Annotated in this window: 26 protein-coding genes and 1 riboswitch; of the genes, 8 read left to right on the top strand and 18 right to left on the bottom strand. The window is 71.3% G+C overall.

The window, feature by feature from the left end:
• Positions 1-79 precede the first annotated feature (79 nt).
• Positions 80-1,042: an SAM-dependent methyltransferase gene (locus ACWEJ6_RS15015; RefSeq protein WP_387671518.1), complete on the top strand. Its 963-nt coding sequence runs from the start codon at positions 80-82 to the stop codon at positions 1,040-1,042.
• On the opposite strand, the gene ACWEJ6_RS15010 is transcribed toward ACWEJ6_RS15015, so the two are convergent.
• On the bottom strand, positions 1,026-2,225 hold the full coding sequence (locus ACWEJ6_RS15010; RefSeq protein WP_452424062.1) for a cytochrome P450: 1,200 nt from the start codon (positions 2,223-2,225) through the stop codon (positions 1,026-1,028). The two genes, ACWEJ6_RS15015 and ACWEJ6_RS15010, sit on opposite strands and share 17 nt — an antisense overlap.
• Before the next feature lie 75 nt (positions 2,226-2,300).
• A riboswitch (SAM riboswitch) is annotated at positions 2,301-2,416 on the top strand.
• A 46-nt stretch (positions 2,417-2,462) separates the two neighbouring features.
• Here ACWEJ6_RS15010 and ACWEJ6_RS15005 point away from each other — a divergent pair.
• The gene (locus ACWEJ6_RS15005; RefSeq protein WP_452424060.1) at positions 2,463-3,758 is read left to right on the top strand and encodes an aminotransferase class V-fold PLP-dependent enzyme; all 1,296 of its coding nucleotides are present in this window, start codon (positions 2,463-2,465) and stop codon (positions 3,756-3,758) included.
• A 3-nt stretch (positions 3,759-3,761) separates the two neighbouring features.
• On the opposite strand, the gene ACWEJ6_RS15000 is transcribed toward ACWEJ6_RS15005, so the two are convergent.
• Positions 3,762-4,445 (bottom strand): DoxX family protein, encoded by a 684-nt coding sequence (locus ACWEJ6_RS15000; RefSeq protein ID WP_387671522.1) that lies wholly within the window; start codon positions 4,443-4,445, stop codon positions 3,762-3,764.
• Between the two features lie 123 nt (positions 4,446-4,568).
• Between ACWEJ6_RS15000 and ACWEJ6_RS14995 the strand changes: the two genes are divergently transcribed.
• On the top strand, positions 4,569-5,714 hold the full coding sequence (locus tag ACWEJ6_RS14995; RefSeq protein WP_387671524.1) for an NADH-quinone oxidoreductase subunit D: 1,146 nt from the start codon (positions 4,569-4,571) through the stop codon (positions 5,712-5,714).
• Complete coding sequence (locus ACWEJ6_RS14990) at positions 5,711-6,778, top strand: acyltransferase family protein (protein ID WP_364332656.1); 1,068 nt, start codon at positions 5,711-5,713, stop codon at positions 6,776-6,778. The genes ACWEJ6_RS14995 and ACWEJ6_RS14990 overlap by 4 nt, the downstream gene beginning before the upstream one ends.
• Here the strand turns inward: ACWEJ6_RS14990 and ACWEJ6_RS14985 are convergent.
• The 11 genes from ACWEJ6_RS14985 to dacB all read right to left on the bottom strand — a co-directional run bounded on the left by ACWEJ6_RS14985 (position 6,775) and on the right by dacB (position 16,424).
• A complete protein-coding gene (locus tag ACWEJ6_RS14985; protein WP_358291560.1) occupies positions 6,775-7,227 on the bottom strand; it encodes a DUF3180 domain-containing protein in 453 nt (150 codons plus the stop codon). The two genes, ACWEJ6_RS14990 and ACWEJ6_RS14985, sit on opposite strands and share 4 nt — an antisense overlap.
• Positions 7,224-7,727 (bottom strand): 2-amino-4-hydroxy-6-hydroxymethyldihydropteridine diphosphokinase, encoded by a 504-nt coding sequence (gene folK, locus ACWEJ6_RS14980; protein WP_352358556.1) that lies wholly within the window; start codon positions 7,725-7,727, stop codon positions 7,224-7,226. Before folK ends, ACWEJ6_RS14985 begins: the two co-directional genes overlap by 4 nt.
• On the bottom strand, positions 7,724-8,089 hold the full coding sequence (folB, locus tag ACWEJ6_RS14975) for a dihydroneopterin aldolase (RefSeq protein WP_387671527.1): 366 nt from the start codon (positions 8,087-8,089) through the stop codon (positions 7,724-7,726). The genes folK and folB overlap by 4 nt, the downstream gene beginning before the upstream one ends.
• Complete coding sequence (locus ACWEJ6_RS14970) at positions 8,079-8,525, bottom strand: nuclear transport factor 2 family protein (protein ID WP_358291555.1); 447 nt, start codon at positions 8,523-8,525, stop codon at positions 8,079-8,081. The genes folB and ACWEJ6_RS14970 overlap by 11 nt, the downstream gene beginning before the upstream one ends.
• Entirely contained in the window at positions 8,522-9,379 is an 858-nt protein-coding gene (gene folP / locus ACWEJ6_RS14965) for a dihydropteroate synthase (RefSeq protein WP_449922192.1), read from the bottom strand. Before folP ends, ACWEJ6_RS14970 begins: the two co-directional genes overlap by 4 nt.
• 66 nt (positions 9,380-9,445) lie before the next feature.
• Positions 9,446-10,024, bottom strand: a complete 579-nt coding sequence (gene folE, locus ACWEJ6_RS14960) for a GTP cyclohydrolase I FolE (protein ID WP_352318609.1) — start codon at positions 10,022-10,024, stop codon at positions 9,446-9,448.
• Positions 10,021-12,015, bottom strand: a complete 1,995-nt coding sequence (ftsH, locus tag ACWEJ6_RS14955) for an ATP-dependent zinc metalloprotease FtsH (protein ID WP_352358549.1) — start codon at positions 12,013-12,015, stop codon at positions 10,021-10,023. Before ftsH ends, folE begins: the two co-directional genes overlap by 4 nt.
• A gap of 238 nt (positions 12,016-12,253) precedes the next feature.
• Entirely contained in the window at positions 12,254-12,805 is a 552-nt protein-coding gene (gene hpt / locus ACWEJ6_RS14950) for a hypoxanthine phosphoribosyltransferase (RefSeq protein WP_352318606.1), read from the bottom strand.
• 10 nt (positions 12,806-12,815) lie between these two features.
• Positions 12,816-13,820, bottom strand: coding sequence for a tRNA lysidine(34) synthetase TilS (gene tilS, locus ACWEJ6_RS14945; RefSeq protein ID WP_452424054.1), 1,005 nt, complete (start codon positions 13,818-13,820; stop codon positions 12,816-12,818).
• 64 nt (positions 13,821-13,884) lie between these two features.
• On the bottom strand, positions 13,885-14,961 hold the full coding sequence (locus ACWEJ6_RS14940) for a zinc-dependent metalloprotease (protein ID WP_352318602.1): 1,077 nt from the start codon (positions 14,959-14,961) through the stop codon (positions 13,885-13,887).
• 47 nt (positions 14,962-15,008) lie between these two features.
• Positions 15,009-16,424 carry a D-alanyl-D-alanine carboxypeptidase/D-alanyl-D-alanine endopeptidase gene (gene dacB / locus ACWEJ6_RS14935; RefSeq protein WP_452424052.1) on the bottom strand — a complete coding sequence of 472 codons (1,416 nt, stop codon included), beginning with the start codon at positions 16,422-16,424 and terminating at the stop codon, positions 15,009-15,011.
• A gap of 86 nt (positions 16,425-16,510) precedes the next feature.
• On the opposite strand from dacB, the gene ACWEJ6_RS14930 reads away from it, so the two are divergent.
• Positions 16,511-17,002, top strand: coding sequence for an inorganic diphosphatase (locus tag ACWEJ6_RS14930; protein ID WP_352318598.1), 492 nt, complete (start codon positions 16,511-16,513; stop codon positions 17,000-17,002).
• A gap of 3 nt (positions 17,003-17,005) precedes the next feature.
• Here ACWEJ6_RS14930 and ACWEJ6_RS14925 read toward each other — a convergent pair whose 3' ends face one another.
• The 5 genes from ACWEJ6_RS14925 to ACWEJ6_RS14905 all read right to left on the bottom strand — a co-directional run bounded on the left by ACWEJ6_RS14925 (position 17,006) and on the right by ACWEJ6_RS14905 (position 22,952).
• Entirely contained in the window at positions 17,006-18,127 is a 1,122-nt protein-coding gene (locus tag ACWEJ6_RS14925) for a C40 family peptidase (RefSeq protein WP_452424050.1), read from the bottom strand.
• Positions 18,128-18,195: 68 nt separating this feature from the next.
• A complete protein-coding gene (locus ACWEJ6_RS14920; RefSeq protein WP_452424048.1) occupies positions 18,196-18,897 on the bottom strand; it encodes a hypothetical protein in 702 nt (233 codons plus the stop codon).
• Between the two features lie 7 nt (positions 18,898-18,904).
• Entirely contained in the window at positions 18,905-20,374 is a 1,470-nt protein-coding gene (locus tag ACWEJ6_RS14915) for a hypothetical protein (protein WP_452424046.1), read from the bottom strand.
• Between the two features lie 102 nt (positions 20,375-20,476).
• Entirely contained in the window at positions 20,477-21,277 is an 801-nt protein-coding gene (locus tag ACWEJ6_RS14910; RefSeq protein WP_387671538.1) for a hypothetical protein, read from the bottom strand.
• A gap of 64 nt (positions 21,278-21,341) precedes the next feature.
• Positions 21,342-22,952 carry an ABC-F family ATP-binding cassette domain-containing protein gene (locus tag ACWEJ6_RS14905; RefSeq protein ID WP_452424044.1) on the bottom strand — a complete coding sequence of 537 codons (1,611 nt, stop codon included), beginning with the start codon at positions 22,950-22,952 and terminating at the stop codon, positions 21,342-21,344.
• A gap of 128 nt (positions 22,953-23,080) precedes the next feature.
• Between ACWEJ6_RS14905 and ACWEJ6_RS14900 the strand changes: the two genes are divergently transcribed.
• From ACWEJ6_RS14900 to ACWEJ6_RS14890, 3 genes are read left to right on the top strand one after another with little or no spacing between them, the layout of a single operon-like run.
• Complete coding sequence (locus ACWEJ6_RS14900) at positions 23,081-24,250, top strand: DUF4185 domain-containing protein (protein WP_452424042.1); 1,170 nt, start codon at positions 23,081-23,083, stop codon at positions 24,248-24,250.
• Complete coding sequence (locus tag ACWEJ6_RS14895; RefSeq protein ID WP_452424040.1) at positions 24,247-25,257, top strand: DUF4432 family protein; 1,011 nt, start codon at positions 24,247-24,249, stop codon at positions 25,255-25,257. The genes ACWEJ6_RS14900 and ACWEJ6_RS14895 overlap by 4 nt, the downstream gene beginning before the upstream one ends.
• Complete coding sequence (locus tag ACWEJ6_RS14890) at positions 25,254-26,024, top strand: SDR family NAD(P)-dependent oxidoreductase (protein ID WP_387671544.1); 771 nt, start codon at positions 25,254-25,256, stop codon at positions 26,022-26,024. The genes ACWEJ6_RS14895 and ACWEJ6_RS14890 overlap by 4 nt, the downstream gene beginning before the upstream one ends.
• Positions 26,025-26,086: the final 62 nt, after the last annotated feature.

The raw sequence follows: 26,086 nt of genomic DNA, 5'->3' as shown, positions 1-26,086 counted from the left end.
TTAGCGCAATGTAGCGACCAAGTGTAGTCAATCAATGACTTAGCGTGTTGATGGCCGGAGTCATGAGATAGTCAGCCTCATGTGGCTCACCTGGCGCGCCGCGACCGAGCGCGCGCTCTACGGCGAGGAGGGTTTCTACCTCCGCGAACGCCCCTCGGGCCACTTCCGCACCTCGGTCGGGGCCTCGGCCGTGTTCGCCGAGGCGGTCCTGGCCCTGCTGGCGGAGGTCGACTGCGACCTCGGCTCCCCCGAGTGGCTCGACCTGGTCGACATCGGCTCCGGCGAGGGCGTGCTGGTCCGCCGCGTCCTCGACCTGGCCGAGCCCGCTCTGCGCGACCGGCTCCGGGTCACGTGCGTCGACCTGTCACCCAGGCCGCCGGGCCTGCCCGACGAGATCGAGTGGCGCCGCTGCCTGCCGTCCAGCATCACCGGGCTGGCCGTCGCCAACGAGTGGCTCGACAACATCCCGCTCGACGTGGCCGAGCAGACCTCCGGCGGCCCGCGTCTGGTCATGGTCAACACCCGCACCGGGGAGGAGCGCCTCGGCGGCCCGCTGCGGCCCGCCGACCGCGAATGGCTCGACCGCTGGTGGCCGCTGCCGCACGTGGGCACCCGAGCCGAGATCGGCCGTCCCCGTGACGACGCCTGGGCCTCCGTTCTGGTACGCCTCGCCCGCGGCCGGGCGATAGCCGTGGATTATGCACACCCTGTGGATAACCGACCGCTCTGTGGCACGCTGACCGGTTACCGCGACGGCGCCGTCGTCACGCCCATCCCCGACGGGACCTGCGACATCACCGCCCACGTCGCGCTCGACGCGTGCGCCGAGGCCGGGCGGCGGGCCGGCGCGATATCCACAACCTTGTCCACACAGCGCGACATGTTGCGGGCGCTGGGCCTCACCGGCGCCCGGCCGCCGGTCGACCTCGCCCGCACCGATCCGCGCGGCTACGTGCGCGCGTTGGCGCGGGCGTCGGAGGAGGGCGAGCTGATCGATCCGGCCGGGCTCGGCGGGTTCGGCTGGCTCAGCCAGAGCCGGTGACGTCGAGGTCGAGCGAGCGCAGCCCGCGGATGACGAAGCCCGGCTTGTAGACCGGCTCCGTGCGCAGCTCGATGGTCCCGACCCGGTCCAGCAGCGCGGTGAACGACTCCGTCAGCTCGATCCTGGCCAGCGGCGCGCCCAGGCAGAAGTGGATGCCGGCGCCGAAGGAGATGTGCGGGTTGTCCGGACGGCCCAGGTCGAGCCGGTCCGGGTCCTCGAACACCTCGGGGTCCCTGTTGGCCGAGCCGAACAGGCAGGCGACCTCCGAGCCGCGCGGGATCCGCACGCCGTGCACCTCGATGTCCTCCAGCACCCAGCGCTCGAAGAGCTGGAGCGGGGTGTCGTAGCGCAGCAGCTCCTCGATGGCGGTCGGCAGCAGCGAACGGTCGGCGCGCAGCCGGGCCAGCTCGCCCGGGTTCTTCAGCAGGGCCCGCCAGCCGTTGCCGGTGACGTTGACCGTGGCCTCGTGGCCCGCGTTGAGCAGCAGCACGCAGGTGCCGGCCAGCTCGTCGAGGGTCAGCTCGGGGATCGCGGCCAGGGCGCTGACCAGGTCCTCGCCGGGGTTGGCGAGCCGGTCGCGGGCCAGGTCCTTGAGGTAGGACTCGAACTCCTCGGCCGCGCGCACCGCCTGGTGCTGGGTCTCCAGGCTGGGGTTGAGCTCGTACATCCCGCACATGTCGGCCGACCACGGGCGCAGCAGGTGGCGGTCCTGCTCGGGGACGCCGAGCATCTCGGCGATGACGGTGACCGGCAGCGGCTCGGCGACCTCGGCGATCAGGTCGCCGCCGCCCTTCTCGACGTAGGCGTCGATCAGGCTCTCGGCGATGGCCCGGACGCGCGGGCGCAGCGACTCGACCATGCGCGGCGTGAACGCCTTGGACACCAGCCGGCGCAGCCTCGTGTGGTCCGGCGGCTCGACCTCCAGCATGCCGTTCCTACTGACCCGCCAGAAGGCTTCCTGGAACTCCGGCGCGGGCTGCCGGCCGAACTCCTCGTGCGTGGCGACGTGGGTGTAGTCGCGGCCCAGCCGCCGGTCCCTGAGCAGCGCGTTCACGTCCGCGTGCCGGGAGATCAGCCACTGGTTGGACGGCTCGAAGTAGCGGACGGGCGCCTCGCGCCTCAGCTCGTCGTACGCCGGATAAGGGTCGACGACGAAATCTGGATTCCAGGGATCAAAGCGCACGATTTCATCTTATGAGACGGGTTGACCTGCTGAGCTTGCGAATCATGCCCGGGTGTCGGTTATAGTGCCGTCGTAGGTCATGAGTGCCAGCGACAAGCCCCGGCTAGCTGGCCGGCAACCCTCGCGTCCGCGGCGGGGTGCCCCGGGTGAAGACCTGGTCCGTCACGAGGTGTGGCGGGCAAGCGCGGGCTCCGTGGCTGCTCCCAGGGGTCCGACCGACCCGTGAGGAGCTGTGCCGTGTCCACGCTGACGATCTTCAACTCCGTTCCCGCCCAGGCCGCCGCCGAGGCCCCCGCCCCTGCCGCCGCCTCCGGACGGTCGATCCCCGCCGTGCTCGGCGCCGACCTCGAAGTGCCGGTCAAGGGCGGCCGGCTGGTGAGCTACGCCAACCTCGACTACGCGGCCAGCGCCCCCTGTCTTGAGCCGGTCAGCGCCGCCGTCGCCGCCGCGCTCCCGGCCTACTCCAGCGTCCACCGCGGCGCGGGCTACGCCTCCCAGCTCACCACCGCCCGCTACGAGCAGGCCCGCCACACGGTCCGGGCCTTCGTCGGCGCCCGCCCGGACGACGCCGTCATCTTCACCCGCAACACCACCGACGCCACCAACCTGCTGGCCGGCTGCCTGCCCGAGGGCACGACCGTCGTCGTCTTCGACTCCGAGCACCACGCCTCGCTGCTGCCCTGGGAGCGGTCCGTGCGCCTGGCGCCGCCCGCCTTCCCCGGCGAGGCCGTCCGCGCCGCCGACGAGGCGCTGGCCGGGATCGAGGGGCCCAAGCTGCTCGTGGTCACCGCCGCCTCCAACGTCACCGGCGAGCTGTGGCCCATCGCCGCCCTCGCCCACATCGCCCACCGGCACGACGCCCGGATCCTGGTGGACGCCGCCCAGCTCGTCCCGCACCGCAGGCTCAACCTGACCGCGCTCGACCTGGACTACGTGGCCTTCTCCGGCCACAAGCTGTACGCGCCCTTCGGCGCCGGCGTGCTGGTCGGACGCCGTGACTGGCTGGCGGCGGGCGAGCCGTACCTGAAGGGCGGCGGCGCGGTGCGCTCGGTCGGCGAGACCACCGAGTGGCACGACGACCCCGAGCCCCGCCACGAGGCCGGCACCCCCAACGTGCTCGGCGCCATCGCCCTGGCCGCCGCCTGCGACGCGCTCACCGCCACGGGGTGGACGGAGCTGGTGCGCGAGGAGGAGCGCCTGATCGCCCGGCTGCGTACCGGTCTGGCCTCGATCGACGGGGTGCGCGAGCTGTCGTTGTGGGGCGAGGACCACCCGCGGGTGGGGATCGTGTCGTTCGTCGTGGACGGCTACTCGGCCCGCGAGGTGGCCGAGGCGCTGTCCGGCGAGTACGGCATCGGCGTGCGGGACGGCAAGTTCTGCGCGCACCCGTTCGTCCGCCACCTGCTGGGGACCTCGGACGGCGGCTGCGAGGACGGCACCGCCTCGGCGGTACGCGCCTCCATCGGCATCGGCAGCACGCAGGAGCACGTCGACCGCCTGATCGAGGCCCTGCGCGACCTGGTCAGCCGCTGACGCTCAGCGGTTGGGCGGCTTCTGCTGGTGCGGCTCGTCGGACACCAGGGCGTCGATGTCCCGCATGTCCTCGTCGTTGAGGTGCCCGGGGCGCGGCGCGTTGGGCTGCCGCGGCACGTTGGGCTGCTCGGCCTCGCCCTCGGGCCGGGCCGGTGTCGTCGGGCCGCCCTCGGGCCCGACCTGCGCGGCCGGCCCCTCGGTGACGACCGTCGTCGGCTCGGCGCGCCGGGCCGGCCGGTGCGCGGCGAGGTCGTCCTCGGCGATCTGGCGTTCCCTGCGGCGGCGGTACGTCGAGTGGAAGATGCCGTCGAGCCCGATGCGGCCGCCACCCAGCGCGGCGAGCATCAAGGACAGCGCACCCAGCGCGCCCGGCAGTTCCCATCCCCCGCCCTGCGACAACACCCCGTGGCCCGCGTGCACGAAGACGATCGCGCCGATCATGTCGATGAGCAGCAGCAACGCCACCGGCCGGACCAGCAGGCCGAGGATCAGCAGGGCGCCGCCGACCAGCTCGACGATGGCGGCGAATCCGGCCGACAACTCGGGCATGGGCACGCCCATCTCCCGGAACTGCCCCGCCGCGGCACCGAGCCCGCCCTGCCACTTCTGCCAGCCGTGCGCCACGAAGATCACCCCGAGTACCACCCGGGAGATCAGGGCCGCCACATCAAACAGGACTCTCTTCACAGTGCTTTCTCCCCCCGTTCCCGGTATTGATCCCCATGTCTGGCTTCGGGATGCGTTGCCATACGATTCCTTGACCATCCCCCACGCTGGATCACCCCGTGGGACGGTGGCAGCATGGGCCCTATGACGGAACGCGTGGTCGGGATCGGCGCCGGTGCGAAGGAGCTGGCGACCGAGGACATGATCCTCAACATCGGCCCCCAGCATCCCTCCACGCACGGCGTGCTCAGGCTCCGGCTCACCCTCGACGGCGAGCGCATCGAGGCGGCCGAGCCGATCATCGGCTACATGCACAGGGGCGCGGAGAAGCTGTTCGAGGTCCGCGACTACCGCCAGATCATCATGCTCGCCAACCGGCACGACTGGCTGTCGGGGTTCGCCAACGAACTGGGCGTCGTGCTGGCCGCCGAACGGCTGCTCGGCATGGAGACGCCGGTCAGGGCCGTATGGGCGCGCACGCTGCTGGCCGAGCTCAACCGGGTGCTCAACCACCTGATGTTCCTCGGCTCCTACCCCCTCGAACTGGGCGCGATCACCCCCGTCTTCTACGCCTTCGACGAGCGCGAACGCATCCAGGCCGTCATGGAGGAGATCTCCGGCGGGCGCATGCACTACATGTTCAACCGGGTCGGCGGCCTCAAGGAGGACCTGCCGCTCGGCTGGCTCGACCGGGTCGCCGCGGCCGTCGCCGAGACCCGCCGCCGGGTGCCCGACATCGAGGGCCTCATCCTGAACAACGAGATCTTCCTCGCCCGTACCAAGGGCGTCGGCGTGCTGACCCGCGAGCAGATCCTCCAGTACGGCGTCAGCGGCCCCATCGCGCGCGCCTCCGGCGTGGACCTCGACCTGCGGCGCGACGACCCGTACCTGGCCTACGGGGAGCTGCCGGTCACGGTCGTCACCCGGCGCGACGGCGACTGCCATGCCCGGTTCGAGGTGCTGTTCGAGCAGCTCAAGGTCTCCCTCGACCTGGCCGACGCGTGCGTCGCCCGGCTGCGCGAGCTGCCGCCCGGGCCCGTCAACCAGCGCCTGCCGAAGGTGCTCAAGGTGCCCGAGGGCCACACGTACGCGTGGACCGAGAACCCGCTCGGCATCAACGGCTACTACCTGGTCTCCAAGGGCGACAAGACGCCGTGGCGGCTCAAGCTGCGCTCGGCGTCGTTCGGCAACGTCCAGGCGCTGCGCGAGCTGCTGCCCGGGAACCTGGTGGCCGACATGATCGCCATTCTGGGCTCGATGTTCTTCGTCGTGGGTGACATCGACAAGTGAGCACTCCCGAACGCGACAAGTACGTCGACTGGCTGCGCGCCCTCAGCCTCATCGTCGTGGTGGTCTGGCACTGGGCGTTCACGATCCTGGAGTGGAAGCCCAGCGGGCCCGAGCCCACCAGCCCGCTCGGCTTCACCTCCGGGTTGTGGATCCTGACCTGGCTGCTCCAGGTGCTGCCGCTGTTCTTCTACGTCGGCGGCCACGTGCACCTGCTGTCCTGGAACCGGGCCCAGGCGCGCGGCGTCGGCATCGGGGCGTTCGTCTGGCGGCGCATCCGCGCGCTGTCCCTGCCCGCGCTGTTCCTGTGCGGCGTGTGGATCTCCGTCGGGGCGATCGTCACCTGGGCGTTCCACGTGGAGTGGATGTGGCGGGTGGTGCTGCTCGTGCTCAGCCCGCTGTGGTTCCTCGGCGTCTACCTGGTGCTGATCGCGCTGCTGCCGGTGGCCCTGTGGCTGCACAGGCGCTACGACGTGCTGGCCCTCATCTGGCTCGGCGGCTCGGCCCTGGTCGTCGACGTCGTCCGCTTCCGCTACGGCTTCGAGTGGGCCGGCTGGCTCAACATGATCATCGTCTGGGGACTGGCCCACCAGGCGGGCTTCTTCTACGACCGGATCGTCGTCCTGCCCCGGCGGTACGACGTCGGCATCCTGTGGACCGGCCTGTTCGCGCTGATCGGCCTGGTCTACTCGGGCATCTACCCGGGCTCGATGGTGGGCGTGCCGGGCGACAAGTGGTCGAACATGGCGCCGCCCACGTTCGTCATCGTCGCCCTGCTGATCTTCCAGATCGGCCTGGTGGAGGTGCTGCGCCCGGCCATGGAACGCGTGCTCGAACGCCCCCGCTGGGCCCGCGCCAACTCCTTCATCAACCGCTACGCCCTGCCGCTGTTCCTGTTCCACACGACCGGCATGGCGATCGCCTTAGGGCTGTCGTGGTGGTTGTTCGGCAACCTCGGCACGAAGATCCCGCCCGACCTGAAGTGGTGGCTGGAGCGGCCGATCGCCATCGTCGGGCCGCTGATCTGCACGCTGCCGGTCATCTACCTCTTCGGCCGCCGCCGCTAGTCGGGTTTGCGCTCGTCGGAGTCCTTCGGGATCCGGCAGCAGTGTTCCAGGTACAGGGCCGCGCAGACGAGCACCACGCAGGCCACGAACGACCCGGCCGCCACGAAGAACTCCGAGCGCGGCGTCTCCCGGTCGAAGAGCTCCAGCGTGTACGCGGCGAACCCGGCGAACAACCCCGCGAACACCGCCCCCGCGTACGCCGACGCCTTGGCCAGCGCCGCCAGCCGGGCCACCGCCAGCGGCTCGACCGGCTTGGTGTCGGGCTTCCTGGCGATCCTGGCCTTGGTCACCCATCCGCTGTACCCCTCGCCGAGGGCGAGCAGCAACACGGTCGGGATGGCCGTCCAGGGCAGCAGGAACGCGCCGTAGAAGTGCCGGACCGCCGCCCAGAAGATCAGGGCGACGACGACGAGGAGAGCGACCAGGTGGCCGGGATGCGTCGGCTTCAATCGGGCCTCTGCAGCTTCAGGTCGTCACGCAGGCGCACGCCGTGCCGGTCGAGCTCGGCCAGCAGGTCGGCCACCCGGCCCCGGCCCGGCACCGTGGCCTCGGGGTCGATCACCGACCACGGCACCAGCACGAACGCCCGCTCGTGGGCCCGGGGATGCGGCAACGTCAGCTCGGGGTCGTCGGACACGGTCTCGCCCACGACGATCAGGTCGACGTCGAGCGTACGCGGCCCCCACCGCTCCGCACGCACCCGGCCGAACGCGTTCTCCACGCCCAGCGCCCGCTCCAGCAACGTGCGCGGCGGCAGCGCGGTCTCGGCGACGACGACCGCGTTGAGGTACGGCTCCTGGCCTCCCGGCCCCCCGACCGGGTCGGTCTCGTAGACCGGGGACACCTTGACGAACTCCAGGCCAGGGGCGTCGAACAACGTGTCGATGGCTCCCTGCAACGTCTGGAACCGCTCCCCCAGGTTGCTGCCGAGAGCGAGGACGGCCTTCATGCGCGGCTCCGCTCGATCGTCACGATCACATCGTCGAACGGCAGCGGGATCGGCGCCGCCGGTTTGTGCACACTCACCTCGACCTTGTGCACCAGCTCGCTCGCCAGGCAGACGTCGGCCAGCCGCTGGGCCAGCGTCTCGATCAGCTCGACCGGCTCGCCCCCGACCACCTCGACCAGCGCCTGGGCCAGCTCGCCGTAGTGGACGGTCTTGGTGAGGTCGTCGCCGGCCGCCGCCGGGGCGGTGTCGAGGAACAACGTCGCGTCGATCACGAACTCCTGGCCGAGCTCCCGCTCGGCGGGCAGCACGCCGTGCCTGCCCCTGGCCCGCAGGCCCTTGAGAGCGATGCGGTCAGACCTCAAGCTCGCCCTCCTCGTCCTCGTCGTCGTCTCCCTGGAGCACCGGGGAGCCGTGGTGCATCCACAACCGCCAGCCCTGCGCGGTGCGGATGTAGACGTTGCTCGCCACCACCTTGCCCGCGGCGAAGCTGGACTCACCCTCCTCGCCCGCCGTCAGGATGTTCTCCACGCAGGTGAGCACGGCCACGTCGCCCAGCACGGTGGTGTTGACGTCGGTCAGCACGAACTGGATGTAGGTGGTGTTGGCCATGATCAGCGCCCACGACCGCAGCACCTCCGACCGGCCGGTCAGCAACGTCCAGCCCGGATGGACGCAGCTCACCTGGTCGTCGGCGGTGTCCTCGGCCCAGATCTCGGTCATCTTGTCGAGATCGGCGCTCTCGATCGCGGTGTAGAACTCCTCGTTGACCGTCTCGATCGCGGCAGTGTCGACGCTCATGTGCCTGCTCCGGCTCTCTTCCATGCGGCCGCCACGCGCACGGCATCGGCATTGGGACCTACCTCGTGCACGCGCACGCACCAGGCCCCCGCCTGAGCCGCCAGCGCGGTGACCGCCAGCGTTGCGTCGTCGCTCCTGCTGAACGGGCGGGGCGCGCCGTCGGGGCCGGCCAGCAGCCGCCCGAGGAACCGCTTGCGCGAGGCCCCGATCAGCAGCGGGAACCCCAGCTCGGCGAGCTGCGGGATGCCGGCCAGCAACGCCCAGTTGTGCTCGGCGTTCTTGGCGAAGCCGAGGCCGGGGTCGAGCACGATCTGCTCGGGGGACACCCCCTCGGCCAGCACGAGATCGACCCGCTTGCTGAGCTCCTCGCGCACCTCTGTCACGACGTCGGCGTAGACGGCGCGGCTGTCCATGTCATGGCTGTGGCCGCGCCAGTGCATCACCACGTAGGGCGCTCCCGTCGCGGCGACCACGCGCGGCATCTCGGGGTCGGCCAGGCCGCCGCTGACGTCGTTGACGAGCCTGGCGCCCGCCTCGACCGCGGCCCTGGCGACCTCGGCTCGCATCGTGTCGACGCTGACGGCCACGCCCTCGGCGTCGAGCGCCCGGATCACCGGGACGACCCTGGCCAGCTCCTCCTCCAGCGACACCCGCGCGGCGCCGGGACGGGTGGACTCACCGCCCACGTCGACGATGTCGGCGCCCTCCCGCACCAGGTCGAGCCCATGCCGGACGGCGGCCTCCTCGTCGAACCACAGGCCGCCGTCGGAGAAGGAGTCGGGGGTCACGTTGACCACGCCCATGACGAGGCACCGCTCCGTGCCGCCCGGCACGTTGATGGGCACGCTAGTCATGGGGCAAGCCTAGGCGTTCCCCCACACCTGCCGACATCTCGGGTCCCCAGTTGTGGATAACGATCGTCACCTGCCGAGAATCAGCGCCATGGCCTCGGAGCGGGTCTTGTCGCTGGTACGGAAGTCGCCGCGGACCGCCGACGTGACCGTCTTGGCCCCCGGCTTGCGCACGCCGCGCATGGTCATGCACAGGTGTTCGGCCTCGACCACCACGATGACCCCGCGCGGCTCCAGCACCCGCATGAGGGCGTCGGCGATCTGCGAGGTCATGCGCTCCTGCACCTGCGGACGGCGGGCGAAGACGTCGACCAGCCGGGCCAGCTTGGACAGCCCGGTCACCTGGCCGCGCTCGTTGGGGATGTAGCCCACGTGGGCCACGCCGTGGAACGGGACCAGATGGTGCTCGCAGGTCGAGTAGACCTCGATGTCCCTGACCAGCACCATCTCGTCGTGGTCGACGTCGAAGACCTTGTTGAGCACGTCTTCGGGGGTCTGGCCGAGCCCGGAGAACTGCTCGGCCATCGCGCGGGCGACCCTGGCGGGCGTTTCGAGCAGGCCGTCGCGGTCGGGATCCTCGCCGATGCCGTAGAGGATCTCGCGTACGGCCTTCTCGATCCGCCCCAGGTCGACCTCGTGCTGGGTCACGCACTGTCTCCGGACTGGAAGGCGTCCTGGTGGCCGGAGGTGAGCGAGCCGTTGGCCGACTGCTCCTTCGGGGTCAGGATCGGCGGGCGGTCGGAGGGCAGCCGCTTGCCGTAGCCCGCGTACGAGGGCCGGTGCTCCTTGACGACCACCGGGGCGAAGATCTGCAGGACCTGCTCGCGGGAGAGGGTCTCCTTCTCCATGAGCTCCAGCACCAGGTTGTCGAGCACGTCGCGGTATTCGACCAGGATGTCCCAGGCCTGGTCGTGCGCCGTCTCGATCATCCGGCGGACCTCCTCGTCGATGGAGGAGGCGATCTTCTCGGAGTAGTCGCGCTCGTGGCCCATCTCGCGGCCGAGGAAGACCTCGGCCTGGCCGGTGCCGAACTTACGGGCGCCGAGCTGCTCGCTCATGCCGTACTCGGTCACCATGCGACGGGCGACCGCCGTGGCCTTCTCGATGTCGTTGGAGGCGCCGGTGGTGGGCTCGTGGAAGACGAGCTCCTCCGCCGCGCGGCCGCCGAGCAGCATCGCGAGCTGGTCCATCATCTCGGACCTGGTGGCCAGGAACTTGTCCTCCATCGGCAGCGTCATCGTGTAACCGAGCGCGCGGCCGCGGGACAGGATGGTGATCTTGTGGACCGGGTCGGAGTTGGGCAGCGCGTGCGCCACCAGCGCGTGACCGCCCTCGTGGTAGGCGATCATCTTCTTCTCCTTGTCGGACATGACCCGCGACTTGCGCTCGGGCCCTGCCATGACACGGTCGATCGACTCCTCAAGGACCTCCATCGTGATCAGCTTCTGGTCGGCCCGCGCGGTGAGCAGGGCCGCCTCGTTGATCACGTTGGCCAGGTCGGCGCCGGTGAACCCGGGGGTGCGGCGCGCGATGACGTCGAGGTCGACGTCGGGCGCGAACGGCTTGCCGCGACCGTGGACCTTGAGGATGCCCTTGCGGCCCTCCAGGTCGGGACGGTCGACCGTGACCTGCCGGTCGAAACGGCCCGGACGCAGCAGCGCCGGGTCGAGGATGTCGGGCCGGTTGGTCGCGGCGATGAGGATCACGCCGCCCTTGACGTCGAAGCCGTCCATCTCGACGAGCAGCTGGTTGAGGGTCTGCTCGCGCTCGTCGTGACCGCCGCCCAGGCCGGCGCCGCGGTGGCGGCCGACGGCGTCGATCTCGTCGATGAAGATGATCGCGGGGGCGTTGGCCTTGGCCTGCTCGAACAGGTCGCGCACGCGGGAGGCGCCGACGCCGACGAACATCTCGACGAAGTCGGAGCCGGAGATCGAGTAGAAGGGCACGCCCGCCTCGCCCGCGACCGCGCGGGCCAGCAGGGTCTTGCCTGTGCCGGGCGGGCCGTAGAGCAGCACGCCCTTGGGGATCTTCGCGCCGATCGCTTGGAACTTGGCCGGGGCCTGCAGGAACTCCTTGATCTCCTGGAGCTCCTCGATGGCCTCGTCGGCGCCGGCGACGTCGGCGAACGTGGTCTTGGGGGTGTCTTTGGTGATGAGCTTGGCCTTCGACTTGCCGAAGTTCATCACCCGGGAGCCGCCGCCCTGCATCTGGTTCATGATGAACAGGAAGATCAGCACGATGATGACGATCGGCAGGAAGCTCACCAGGATGCTGAGCAGGAAGTTCTCCTGGGGCACCTCGGTGGTGAAGCTCTTCGTCTTGTTGGCGTCGACCTGGGCCTGCAGCTCGTCGGTCAGCTTCGCGCCGTAACCGCTCACCCAGTTGGACTGGATCAGCTTCGCCGGGGCGTCACCCGGCCGGACGACGATCGGCTTGATGAGGGTGAGCTCGACCCGATTGTCCTTGTCGACGACCTTGGCGCTGGTGAAATTGCCGGCGCGAATCTGCTGAAGGACCGTGGACGTGTCGGCCTGCTTGAAATTGCCCCCGCCGCTCCAGAGCTGGGTGACGAGCAGGAGCAGCACGACGATGCCCAGGATCCACAGCAGTGGCCCACGTGTAAATCGCTTGAGATCCATCCGATGCGGAACCCCTTGCGGGCCCGTCCCTTCCTGACCATGGCCTGGAACCCCGGGCTGGCCCGGGGCCGCGGCATCCGACACCGCGACTTCTGACTACCCGAAGGGGACTTGCGGTCACCCTTCCGGAGTCTGAAGGTACACCGGCACGGCGCACGGAGGGACCCGCCCGCTACACCGGTCTTGCCCTATCAACGTACGTCACGTTGCGCGATGTTCCCGGCCATGGCCGGGATTACTACTTATAAACGTGCGGCGCGAGCGTTCCGATGAACGGCAAATTGCGGTAGCGCTCCGCGTAGTCGAGCCCGTAGCCGATGACGAACTCGTTGGGAATGTCGAAGCCGACGTATTTCACGTCGATCGGCACCTTCACCGCGTCCGGCTTGCGCAGCGCGGCGCAGATCTCCAACGACGCCGGATTGCGCGACTTCAGGTTTTCCAGCAGCCAGTGGAGGGTCAGGCCCGAGTCGATGATGTCCTCGACGATGAGGACGTGGCGGTTCAAGATGTCGGTGTCGAGGTCCTTCAGCACCCGTACGACGCCGGATGACTTGGTGCCCGCGCCGTAGGACGACACCGCCATCCAGTCCATCTGCACCGGCACGTGCAGGGCTCTGGCCAGGTCGGCCATCACCATGACCGCGCCCTTCAGCACGCCCACGAGCAGGACGTCCTTGCCCGCGTAGTCCTCGTCGATGCGCCCGGCAAGCTCTTTGATCTTGGCCTGGAGGTCGTCCTCGGGGATGAGGACCTTCTCCAGGTCTTTGCCCATGTCGGCAGCGTCCACCTGTGGTTCCTTAAACGATGGGACTGATGGCGAGTATCAGGGTGCCATACCGCCGAACTGCGGACAGACCTCCGGGTAGATCCACCGCCTTCTGCCCGTGCCATTGCGTGACCAGCCGATCGACCGCCAGCACGTGGGTGGCGGAAAGCGCGCCGGAGGGCGTGCCCGCCGCGATGGCCGCGCGCCGCAGCACCCTGCGGCGCACGGCGTCGGGCAGTTTCTCCAACTCGGGTACGGACAGGATGACGGACTCTCCGATATCGCTAAGAGCGCAATTCGGGAACGCCGATTCGGCCCACTGGTCGAGGGCGTTGGCGTCCTCCCGCGCCATTCCGGCGGTCCGCGCGAGCGCCTCGGCCACCCCCGGGCCGAGTTCCTCGTCGAGCATCGGCAGGATCCGCTTCCTGACGCGGACGCGGGTGTAGCGGGGGTCGTCGTTGTGCGGGTCGTCCCAGGGGACGAGGGACATGGCCGCGCAGGCGGCGACCGTCGTGGCCCTGGACAGGCCGAGGAAGGGCCGGCGGTAGCGGCCCGCGCGGGCGGCCATGCCGGAGATCGAGCGCAGCCCGCTCCCCCTGGCCAGGCCCAGCAGGACGGTCTCGGCCTGGTCGTCGCGGGTGTGGCCGAGCAGGACGGCGGCGGCCCCCAGGCGGTCGGCCGCCTCGGCCAGCGCGGCGTACCTGGCCTCGCGGGCGGCGGCCTCGGGACCGCCGTCGGTGCCGACGGTGACGGTGAGCACCTCGGCCGGGGCCAGGCCGAGACCGGCGGCGATGCCGGCGACCTGCCGGGCGCGATCGGCCGAGCCCGGCTGGAGCTGGTGGTCGACCGTGACCAGGCCCGCGCGCAGGCCGGCGCGGGGGGCGACGAAGGCCAGCGCCGCCGCCAGGGCCAGCGAGTCGGCGCCGCCGCTGCACGCGGCCAGGACCAGCGCGCCGGTGCCGGCGAGGTCGGTCAGCGACTCGCGGACGGCCCGGCGCACGTCGGCGACGGCTGGACGGGGACCCACAGGAGCCATTGTCCCGGCTGGAGGAACCGGCCGCACGCCACGCGCACGGCCGGGTCCCCCGGGGACGGGAAGGTCAGGCGGGAAGGGCCGGGGTGCCGATGACGCGGTGGATCCAGGCGTCGGGGTCGGCGATCTCGGGGGTCGTGGGCAGGGTCTCCGGGGAGGTCCAGACCTTGTTGAAGCCGTCCATGCCGACCCGGTCGACCACCTTGCGGACGAACGCGGAGCCCTCGGCGTACTGCTTCATCTTGACCTCGATGCCCAGCAGGCGCCGGACCGTGCGGTCGAGCCGGGAGCCGCCCTCGCGGCGCTGGGCGAACTTGGCGCGGATCTCCGAGACCGACGGGACCACCGAGGGGCCCACGGCGTCCATGACGAAGTCGCCATGGCCCTCCACCAGGGTCATCACGGCCGTCAGGCGGTCGAGGATCTCCTTCTGGGCGGGCGACTGGATGGCGTCGATCAGGTTGCCCTCGCCGCCCCTGACCACGTCGGCCACCGTGTCGGCGGCGTTGCGCAGGCGGTCGAGGAGCGTGGGCAGGTCGAGGTCGGAGGCGAGGAGGAACTCGGTCATCTGCGACCTGACGTACTCGCGCAGCCAGGTGACGCCGGTGAACTGCACGCGGTGGGTCTCCTCGTGGAGGCACACCCACAGGCGGAAGTCGCGGGGCACGACGTTCATCTCGCGCTCGGCGTGGACGATGTTGGGCGCCACGAGCGTCAGCCGGCCGGTCGGCTCCTGGCCGGTCGGGTCGGGCGGCAGGAACAGCTCGTACTGGCCGAGCACCCGGGAGGCGAGGAAGGCGAGGACGGCCCCGACCTCGACGCCGGTGATGCGCGAGCCCACCGCGGTGACGATGGCGGGCGGCGGGTTGTCTCCGCCGCCCATGCGCTGGGTCAGCGGTTCGAGGACCACGCGGAAGCCCTCGACGTTGGCCTTGATCCAGCCCGGCCGGTCGACGATGGTCGCGGGCTGCGGCGCGGTCTCGGTGTGGATCTTCGTGAACTCGCGCACGTGGCCCTCGGCCTCACGTGACAGCGTGCGGAGCTCGGCGACGGCCTGCCTGGCCTCCTCCTTGCTCACCTGAGGACCGGGGCGCACCAGGCGCGTGCCGGTCGTGACGGCCAGATCCCAGTCGATCACCTGCATGACGTCCACCGTACGTTGTTCTCGTCACGCCTGCGAAGAAGCGGCGGTCAGGATCGCGCGACGATCGCGGCGAGCCTGTCGAGCACGGGCTCGGCGTTCACCGGCACGTCGTCGGCCAGGAAGGCGAAGGTGACCAGCCGGCCGTCTTTGGTGGTGGCGAGGCCCGCCAGGGTGTTGACGTTGTTGAGGGTGCCGGTCTTGGCGCGGACGAGGCCGACCTGGCCCTTGCTGTCGGCGCGGGTGAAGCGCTTGCCGTTGCCCAGCGTGCCGGAGAAGCCGGCGACCGGCATGCCCGAGTCGACGGCTCGCAGCTCGGGATGCGCGGCCGAGCCGGCGATGGCGATGATCCTGGCCATGGCGTCGGCGCTGACCCGGTTGCGGATGGACAGGCCGCTGCCGTCGGCGACGCTGACGCCCTTGGTCACGCCGAGCCGCCGCATGACCCCGATCACCGCCTCCGCGGCCCCCGCGTACGACGCCTCCTTGCCCTCCTTGATGGCGACGTGCCTGGCCAGGGCCTCGGCCATGTCGTTGTCGCTGTGGGTCAGGGTGTGCTCGACCAGGGCGTACAGGGGGGCGGAGTCGACCTTGCCCAGCTCGGCGGCGCCCGCCGCGGCCCGCTCCTGGCGGATGTCCTTGGAGACGGTGACGCCGTACCTGGGCAGCAGCCGGGCGAAGGCGGCGGCGGCGTACGCGGCCGGGTCGGGCACGCGGGGCCGGGCGCCGGGGCGCTGGCGTCCCTCGTCCATGGCCAGGGCGTGGACGGGGGCCGCCTCGCCGTCGGGCACGTAGTTGGGCTTCCAGCCGGGCGCGACGGTCGGCCCGGTGAACAGGCTGTCGTCGTAGGAGAGCGTGACCTTCCTGACGCCCTTGGCCTTCAGCGCGGCGGCGGTCCGGGCGGCCAGGGTGGCGAGGGAGGCCTGCTTGGGGTAGCCGGGTTTGGCCGACGGCCCGGCGAGCATCGGGTCGCCGCCGCCCACCAGGACGATCGCGCCGGGCGCGCGGCCCTGGACGACGCGGGTGGAGAAGCGGGTGTCGGGGCCCAGCGAGGCGAGCGCCGCCGTGGTCGTGACGACCTTGTTCGTGGAGGCCGGGGTGATGCCCGTGTCGGGGTTGGCGGCGAAGATCCGGGCGCCGGTGGCGGCGTCGAGCACGACCGCGCCCACCCGGCCGCCGAGTGCTTTGTCACCCAGCGCGTCGGTGAGCTGGCGGGTCAAAGTACTCTTAGTCGGGAGAGGTCCGTTCCCTGACGTCGCCGAAAGCTGGGCCAGCACAGGCCCCGAGGTGACCACGGGGGCGGGGGGGATTCCCCGGGGAGACGCCGTCGGCCCGATCGGTGACGGCTGCCTCGTCAGCGCGCTCAGGTTGAAGTCGCTGGTCATGGCGTAGACGCCGATGACGATCGTGACGATCTGAAGCACGGCGAGAGTGGCCAGCATCATCGAACGCTCGTGCCGCGCCACGTCGCCTGACCTCTCTCCTGGTGTTCGCCTACGAGACATTAACGCCCAGCCGGGACTTCCCGGGGGCCTTGAGCGGAGGAACCGCGGTGGAGTTCGACGTTGTCGTTGAGATTCCCAAGGGGCAACGGAACAAGTACGAAGTGGACCACGAGACCGGAAAGATCAGGCTTGACCGGCTCCTGTTCACCTCCACGCAGTACCCCGCCGACTACGGCTTCATCGAGAACACCCTCGGCGAGGACGGTGACCCGCTCGACGCGCTGGTGCTGCTCCAGGAGCCGACGTTCCCGGGGTGCTACATCACCTGCCGCGCGGTCGGCATGTTCCGGATGACCGACGAGAAGGGCGGCGACGACAAGGTCCTGTGCGTGCCCTCGACCGACCCCCGGATGCACCACATCCAGGACATCCACCACGTGTCGGAGTTCGACCGGCTGGAGATCCAGCACTTCTTCGAGGTCTACAAGGACCTTGAGCCCGGCAAGTCCGTCGAGGGCGCCAACTGGGTCGGGCGCATCGAGGCCGAGGCCGAGATCGAGCGCTCGTTCCACCGGGCCAAGGACGCGGGTCACCACTGATCCTCACCGGGGCCTGGTGGCGCCCACCAGGTCCCCTCTCCAGATCGGGGCGACCCGTACCACGTCGCCGGTCTGGGGCGCGTGCACCATCTGGCCCTGGCCGACGTAGATGCCCACGTGGTGGATCGTGCCGGGGTCCTCGGTGATGCGGCCGAAGAACAGCAGGTCGCCGCGGCGGAGCTGGTCCAGCGGCACGTGCGGGCCGGACGTCCACTGGGTTCCGGTCCAGTGGTCCAGGCGCACGCCCACCTGCTCCCAGGCGCGCATGACCAGGCCGGAGCAGTCGTAGGTGTCGGGGCCCGCGGCGGCCCACACGTACGGCTTGCCGAGCTGGGTCAGCGCCCAGTTGGCGGCCAGGTTGCCGCCCGCCGATCCCGCCGACAGGCCGGCCGCCGACAGGGCCAGGGCCCGCCGTCTGGCCAGCAGCTCGGCGTGGCTGCGGGCGGCGTTCACCCGGTGCTGGAGCTGACGCCGCTCCACCCGGAGGGTGCGCGTCTCGCGGCGCTGCCGGGCGACGGCCGCCTCCGCGGCCAGCTTCGCCCGCCGGGCGCGCTCCGAGGCGGCCTGCCGGGCGTCGTAGGCGTTCTGCGCCTGCGTCCGCAGGATGGCGGCGACCTCCTGGGCGTCGCGCATCCTGCGCAGGATCTGGGCCCGCTCGTCGCCGAGCTGGCCGAGCACGCTCGCCCGGTGCAGGAAGCCGTCGACGCCGCCCTCGTCGATGAGCATGCCGACGATCGGGTCCAGCGCCGTCATCCCGCCGTAGCTCTGCGCGGCGAGCAGCGCGACGGCCTGCCGGGCGCGCTCGGCCTCGGCGTCGGCCGCCGCCTGACGCGCCTGGGCCTGCGCGTACGACTGCTCGGCCTGCCGGAGCCGGACCAGCTCGCCGTTGTACGCCTCCACCTGCCGTTCCACGGCCGCGGCCAGCTCGTCGAGCCTGGACTGGGCCACGGCCAGCCCGGCGCTGGCCACCCCCAGCTCCTTCGAGCGCTCGCGGGCGGCCGCGCGCGCCTTCTTCACGTCCTTGGCCGACGGCATGGGGTCGGCCAGCACCGGCGAGCCCGGAGTGAGCGGACACAGGGTGGCCAGCAGGACGCACGCCAGGAGCCCAGCCCGAAATGCGCGCATAGGTCCCCCCGGAAACAGATGGTTACTCTATGCACACAGTTCCCAGCGCTTTCATGCGCGTAACGTCATCACCGCAGGCGGAAGAGCCGTTCTATCCACGGACGGATTCCGGTGACCACCGGCCGGGCGGCCCGCGGGTAGGTGAAGACGGGGGTCCGGACGCCGTACGCGGCGTGCAGCTCGGCGGCCTTGCACCAGTCGGCGGTCACGCGGGCCGCGGCCCATGCCGCCGCGATGGCCGGTCTGGCCTCCGGATGGCGGTCGTAGGTCTGGAAGAGGGTCATCGTGGCGTCGGCGGCGGCGTGACCGTCGCCCGGGTAGGCGGTGCCGGCCAGGTAGGGGGCGGTGACGCGGCCGCCGTGGCAGGTGTCGAGCACCCAGGTCCAGTTGGCCGTCACCAGCCCGAGCACGGGCTCGGGGACGTCGGCGGCGGCGCCGTACATGCGGTCCTGGCGGGGGCCGGTCAGGCGGCGGGCGTCCCACAGCCAGTCGAGCTCGTCCGGCTGCGGGCCGCCGGCCAGCCAGGACAGCACCGCCAGGCCGCGCGCGGTGCGCAGGCGGCACAGGTCGAGCACATGGCGCAGCATGCGGGGGCCGCGGTCGAGCCAGGTCGGCCAGTCGACGCGGTGTCCCCTCGGCACCAGCTCGGCCACCCGCCCCGGAACGGGCGACGGGCAGACCCGGCGCCCCAGATGCGCATCCTGACGCACCTCGAACGCCTCCACGAAGCGCCCGGCGAGCCGGTCCTGGTGCGTCTCCAGAAGCTCCACGGGGTGCTCAGCCGCTCTCGACGGGGGTGACGGGCTCCTCGGTGGGGGTGTGCGTGGGGGCGGGCGTCGCCGTCTCCGAGGGCGTGGTGGTGGGCGCGGGCGTCTCGGTGGGCGTCGGGGCGGGGGTGGGGGTCGGCACCGGCGGGGTCCGGGTGGGCGGGCGCGTGCCGGGTTCGCCGTGCGGCGGACGGCCCGGCTCGCCGTGCGGCGGATGACCCGGGTGGCCGGTACGGCCGGGCAGACCGGGCTGGCCGTACGTCGGCTCGCCGGGGTCCTCGCCGGGCGGGTCGGTCTGCGGCGGGCCGTCGGGCGTCGGCCGCGGCTCGCCGGGCGCGGATTCGGCGGGCGGCGAGCTCGCGTACGTGGGCACGAGCACGGCCGGCGGCACCGGCGTCGTCGAGCCGAGCATGCCGAACGGCTCGGGCGCGGCGCTGTCGAGGATGGGCGCTACGGTCAACTGGGCGTCCTGCGGGTCGGGTTGCCAGGGCAGTCTGATGCCGGGCGGCTCGCCGGTGGCGGGGAACGCGGCCGTCGCCACCCCGGCGAGACCGCCGTTGTCCTTGCCGAACTGGTTGAAGATCACTGCTATCGCCACCACGGTCGCGACCGCCGCCAGCGCGCCCGCCACCGCCTGAGGCCACCTTCGAGCCGCCGTCTGCGTGGGAACGGGAAATCCGGCGGCGTCCAGGGAGGCCGTGCGCCGGGCGACGTAGCGGCGGTAGGGCAGCAGCTCGGGGTCGGCGAAGCAGCTCATGACCCTGATGCGCAGGGCCTCGGGCAGCGCGGCGGCGGGCAGCAGGCCGAAGACCTTGGCGGCCGAGGCCTGGCGGGCGCGGTGGGGGGCGCAGACCTCGCAGCGGGCGACGTGCCCGACCAGGTGCTCGCGCATCTCCCTGGTGAGGTCGCCGGTGAAGCCGGCCAGGATCCGCGCCCGGCGCGGGCAGTCGTAGGGGCCCTTGCGCGCCAGGATCTCGGCGGTGACGGCGTCGGTGAGACGATCGCGCGCCTGCTCCCTGGCCTGCTCGACCTGGCGCGGCGGGATCGCGAGCACCTGGGACAGCTCGGCGGTGTCCAGCGCGTGCCTGGTCGCCAGCTCCAGCACCTCGCGGTCGGCGACGGGCAGGCTCACGACCGCGTTCCAGGCCATGAGCCGCAGGTCGGCGTCGGCGGGGTCGTCCAGCGGCGGAGCCTCGGCCAGGACCTCGTCGGCGCCGGGCGGCGCGGCCATCCGGCGGCGCAGGCACTCCTGCCGGGCCAGGGCGAGCAGCCAGACCCGGAACCTGTCCGGCTGGGACAGCGCGCCCGCGTGCGCCTCGGCGGCGATCAGCGTGTCACGCAGGGCCACCTGGGCGCTGTCGGTGTCGAGCAGGAGGGACCAGCAGTAGCGGTAGACGTTCTCCGCGTGCGTGTCGTAGAGCGCGGCGAGGGCTCCCGGGTCGCGGGTGCGGAGTGCCTCCACCAGGACGCGGTCATTCATGTGACCGAAGGTAATGGATCGGTAACTAGTAGTTCTACCGGTTCCGCCGCTTCTACCGCGACCCCGCCAATTTCCCAAGCAATTTGTTCGGACTAATGCCGATTATTGCTTTACCTGTCCCATGGCCTCGCTCCCCCGGTCCACCGCGAACGGCTCGGAGGTGGGCTTGACCGTGTGCACCGGGAGCGCGCCGCCCATCGCCAGGTCCTCGTAGGGACGGCCGGTCGAGCCCCAGGTCCGGGCGGTGACGTCGGTCTTGGCGACCTTGCTGTCCTTGGGCAGTCCGGCCACGGTGAGGATGAACCTGGGCGGGCTGCCGGCCTTCACGTCGTCCACGAACGTGCTGCCGCCGCCGAGCAGTTTGCCGGCCGCGTCGCGCAGCAACGCGTTCACCACCAGGCTGCTCGCCGGCAATTGATACGGATTCCCGACATAGCCGGTAATAAGGTAAGAGCCGTCTTTTTGGCGCATTGTCTGGACGCGCGTGATCGGGAACGACTGGAACGACGACGGGATGCGCGCGGCGGACCGCCACTGCGCCGGACGGTACTGGATGGTCACCTTCACCGGCTTCTCGGCGGCGGACGCCTGGCCGGTGAAGGCCAGGGAGCCGCCCGGCGGCACGGCGTCGAGCGGCTGGTCCATGCGCACCACCTCGGTGCCGGCGGCGTCGCGGCCCACGATGGTGGCCACCACATGCTCACCGAAGTGCCACGGGTTGGCGTTGCTGAGCACGCCCGCCCAGTTGACGGCGTAACCGTCGGTGGACTTGGCGATGTTCGAGACCTGCTCCTTGAGAACGAGCGGCTTGAGCGATTGGGCGGGCTGGTCCTCACTTGAACAACCGGCGAGGCAGATCGCCCCGAGTGCGAGGAGGCTGACGGTTCGGCTACGCGGGATCACTTTGCCGTGATAACCCGTGCATGGGCACGGCTGGCAGATGACACGCGCCGGGCGTACCAACTCTTTAACGCCTCCGGACGACCCTCGTCTCGTCCCACACCGGCTCGGACGACTCGTAGACCGTGCCGTCGGAGCCGAAGACCAGGAAACGGTCGAAGTCGGCGGCGAACCAGCGGTCGTGGGTGACCGCCATGACCGTGCCGTCGAACGCGTCGAGGCCCACCTGGAGCGCCTCGGCGCTGGCCAGGTCGAGGTTGTCGGTCGGCTCGTCGAGCAGGAGCAGCGTGGCGCCCGACAGCTCCAGCAGCAGGATCTGCAGCCGCGCCTGCTGGCCTCCGGACAGCGTGTCGAACCGCTGCTCGGCGATCAGCCCGGCCAGCTCGTAGCGGGCCAGCGCCTTCATGGCCTCGTTCTTGAGCTTGGCGTGCTCGTTCATCACGATCTCGACCGGGGTGCGGCCGAGCAGGTCGGGACGGGAGTGGGTCTGGGCGAAGTGCCCCGGGACGACCCGGGCGCCGAGCCTGGCCACGCCGGTGTGCGCGACGGGCTCGCCGGCCACCAGGCGCAGGAAGTGGGACTTGCCCGAGCCGTTGGAGCCGAGGACGGCGACCCGCTCGCCGTACCAGATCTCCAGGTCGAACGGGCGCATCAGGCCGGTCAGCTCAAGGCCCTCGCAGATGACCGCGCGCTTGCCGGTGCGGCCGCCGCGCAGGCGCATCTTGATGTTCTGGTCGGCGGGCGCCTGCTCGGGCGGGCCCGCCTCGACGAACCTGCGCAGCCGGGTCTGGGCCGCGTGGTACGGGGCGGCCATGCCGTCGTTGTACCTGGCCTTGTTCTTCAGCATGTTGACCAGGGCCTTGAGCTTGGCGTGCTCTTCGTCCCAGCGCCTGCGCAGCTCGTCGAGCCGCTCGTTGCGGGCCTTGCGGGCCTCGGCGTAACCGGCGAAGCCGCCGCCGTGGATCCAGATGTTGCCCGACTCGACCGTGACGATGCGGTCGGCGGCGTTGGCGAGGAGCTGGCGGTCGTGGCTGACCAGCAGCACGGTCTTGGGCGTCTCGCGCAGCTGCTGCTCCAGCCACTCCTTGCCGGGCACGTCGAGGTAGTTGTCGGGCTCGTCGAGCAGCAGGGTCTGGTCGGGGCCGCGCAGCAGCGCCTCCAGGACGAGCCGCTTCTGCTCGCCGCCGGACAGGGTGGCCACGTCGCGGTACTTCACCCGGTCGAACGGGACGCCGAGGGCCGAGACCGTGCAGGTGTCCCAGAGCACCTCGATCTCGTAGCCGCCGGCGTCGGTGTAGTCGCTGATGGCCTGCGCGTAGCGCATCTGCGCCTTCTCGTCGTCGCGCTCCATCATCACCAGCTCGGCCGCGTCGAGCCGCTCGGCCGCCTGCCGCACGGCCGGCGGGGCGACGCCGAGCAGCAGGTCGCGCACGTTGCTCCCGTCGCGCACGTTGCCGATGAACTGGCGCATCACGCCCAGCCCGCCGGAGCTGGTGACGCTGCCCTCGACGGGCTCCAGGTCGCCCGCGACCAGGCGCATGAGGGTGGTCTTGCCCGCGCCGTTGGGCCCGACGAGCGCCGCCTTGACACCGTCGCCGATCCGGAAGGAGACGTCGTTGAGCAGGGGCCTGCCGTCGGGCAGCACGTACGTCAGATGTCCTACTTCAACGTGGCCCATCCGGGCAGGCTACCGGCCGCCCGCGACCACCGGCACCCGGTTTTCGGCCGGTGATCAGGGGGCCCTGGACAGCAAGTGATCTAATGACTAGAACTGTACGGGACTCCCCCAGCCCCTAGGAACCGGTGATGACGCGATTCCGCTCCTCCCTCGTCCCCCTCGCCGTCGCCCTGCTCGGCCTGGTCGCCGTCCCGCAGCAGGCGTGGGCCGCGCCGCCCAAGCCGGTGCCGCCGTCGGCCGGCGTGCCGCGGGAACCGTCCGGGCCGGTCTCGGCGTGCGCGCCCACCGTGCGCGGCGCGTCCGTGGACGCCCGGCTGACCAGCCTGTTCACCTCGTACGGCAACGACAACAGCCGCCTGGACGACTGGACGGGAGCCGACGGCACCTACTCGCTCCGGCTGCCGAACGGCCGTGAGCTGTGGGTGTTCTCCGACACCTTCCTCGGCCAGGTCGACGCCGACGGCTCCCGGCCGCCCGTCGTCGAGGAGGGCGGCAGCACCGTCTTCCTGAACAACTCCTTCGCCGTCGAGCGGGACGGGCGGCTGTCCACGGTCCACGACGGCACGGCCGCGAAGCCCGAAGCCGTGATGCCGCCGCGCGACGACAAGCACTGGTTCTGGGCCGGGGACGCCACGCTGGCCGGCGGCCTGGTCGAGGTCACCTACCAGGAGTACGAGCGGTTCGGCCCCGGCGCGTGGGACTGGCGCTGGCACCGCAACGTGGTGGCGAGGTTCGCGCCCGGCCGGCTCGACCAGCCGGTCAGCGTGCACGACCTGCCCTCGGGCCACGGCGTCTCCTGGGCCTCCGGCCTGCTGAAGGACGGCGGCTACACCTACGTGTACGGCGTCGAGGACCTCGGCTCGGCCAAGTACATGCACCTCGCCCGGGTCAGGGGCCAGAGCCTGCTCGGCACGTGGGAGTTCCGCACGGCCGACGGCTCGTGGTCACCGGACGAGACCGACTCGGCCCGCATCATGGGCGGGGTGGCGAACGAGTACAGCGTCACCCGGGTCGGATCCGGATATGTCCTGATCACGCATGACACCACCGAGGTGCTCAGCCCCAACATCGTGGCCTACTCCTCCTGCTCGCCCACCGGCCCCTTCACCGGCAAGCAGCACGTCTACACCACCCCCGAGACCAGCGGGAACGTCTTCACCTACAACGCCCACGCCCACCCCGACGTCGCCGGGAACGGCCTGGTGGTCTCCTACAACGTCAACAGCTTCGTCAACACCGACCACTACCGGGACGTGTCGATCTACCGGCCCAGGTTCCTGGACGTGACGTTCGGGTGAGGCGCAACTGGGCGGCGCGCCTGCGGCATTTCACCCTCGACGGGCTGCGGGCGGTCACGCTGGAGAACGAACGGCTGCGCGTGACCGTCCTGCCGGACAAGGGCGGCGACGTGGTGGAGTTCCTGCACAAGCCCACCGACACCGACTTCGTCTGGCTCTCCCCGCAGGGCCTGCGCGACCCGCGCGACCACCGTCACGGCGCGGCCGACGACGTCGCCCAGTTCGTCGACCACTACGAGGGCGGCTGGCAGGAGGTCTTCCCCAACGGCGGCGCGCCGAGCGAGTACCGGGGCGCGCGCCTGGCCCAGCACGGCGAGGTCGCCGGGCTGCCGTGGTCGTGCGAGGTGGTGGCCGACCGCGCGGAGGAGGTCGCGGTGCGGCTCGCCGTGCGGACCCGGCGGCTGCCGTACCGGGTGGAGAAGGTGTTCCGGCTCCGGGCGGGCACGGCCGCGCTGGAGGTCGAGGGGCGGGCGACCAACGAGGCGGACCTCGCGCTGCACGCGATGTGGGGCCAGCACATCGTCTTCGGGGCGCCGTTCCTGCGGGCCGGCGCGCGGATCCGGCTGCCCGAAGGCGTGCGGGTGATCCCGCACGCGACGCCGATCGGCCCGGCCGGGCGCCGGGTGCGGGCCGGCGGGCCGTGGCGGTGGCCGGTGGTGCCCGCCGACGGGGGCGGGGAGACGGACCTGAGCGTGGTGCCCGAGCGGGGCGGGCCGAGCGACATCGTGTACCTCACGGGTTTCCCGGAGGGTTGGTACGAAATTTCAGGGGATATCGGTATCCGGGTGGAGTGGGATGCGGCGCTCCTCCCCTACCTGTGGATGTGGCAGGAGCTCGGCGCGTCCACCGGCTACCCCTGGTGGGGACGGGCCTGCACGCTGGGGCTCGAACCGTTCGCCGGCATGCCGACCGACGGCCTGGCCGCCGCCGTGGCCAACGGCAGCGCCCTGTCGCTCGGACCGCAGGAGACCAAGGTGTCGAGATGGCGCGTGGAGGTGCTGGCGTGAGTGAGTTCTCCGGCAAGGTGGCGCTGGTCACCGGCGGATCGATGGGCATCGGGCGGGCGGTGGTCGACCGGCTGGCCGACGGCGGCGCGAACGTGGTCTTCTGCGGCGTGGACGAGGACGCGGCGCTCGACAGCGAGCACGTCACCGGCGTCGTCGCCGACGTGCGCCGGGCCGGCGACATGCGCGACCTCGTGGACCTGGCCGTGACCAGGTACGGCGGCCTCGACGTCGTCGTCACCTGCGCCGGCGTCCAGCGGTACGGCACGGTCGAGGACACCCCGGAGGAGGTGTGGGACGAGGTCATGGACGTCAATCTCAAGGGCGTCTACCTCACCTGCAAGGCCGCCGTGCCGAGGCTCAGGGAACGCGGCGGCGGCTCGATCGTGGTCATGTCGTCGGTGCAGGCGTTCTCGTCGCAGGCGCAGGTGGCCGCCTACACCGCGAGCAAAGCCGCCCTGAACGGCCTGACCAGGGCCATGGCGCTCGACCACGCGGCCGACGGCATCCGGGTCAACGTGGTCTGCCCCGGCTCGGTGGACACCCCCATGCTGCGCTGGGCGGCCGACCTGTGGCGGGGCGACCTGTCGCAGGAGGAGCAGGTCGAGCAGTGGGGGAAGGCCCATCCGCTGGGCCGCGTGGGCCGCGCGGAAGAGGTGGCCGAGCTGGTGGCGTTCCTGGCGGGGCCGCGTTCGTCGTTCATCACCGGGGCCGAGCACCGCGTGGACGGCGGCCTGCTGGCCCGGAACCCGGCGGCGCTCCCCGACTAGGTCGAGTAAGTCCCCAGTCGCCTCCCGAACCTGGCAATCGTTGCGTCAATCCGGCGAAGTGC

The organism is Nonomuraea sp. NPDC004702 (assembly GCF_053601695.1).
This window is presented reverse-complemented; position numbering and strand designations above follow the sequence as displayed.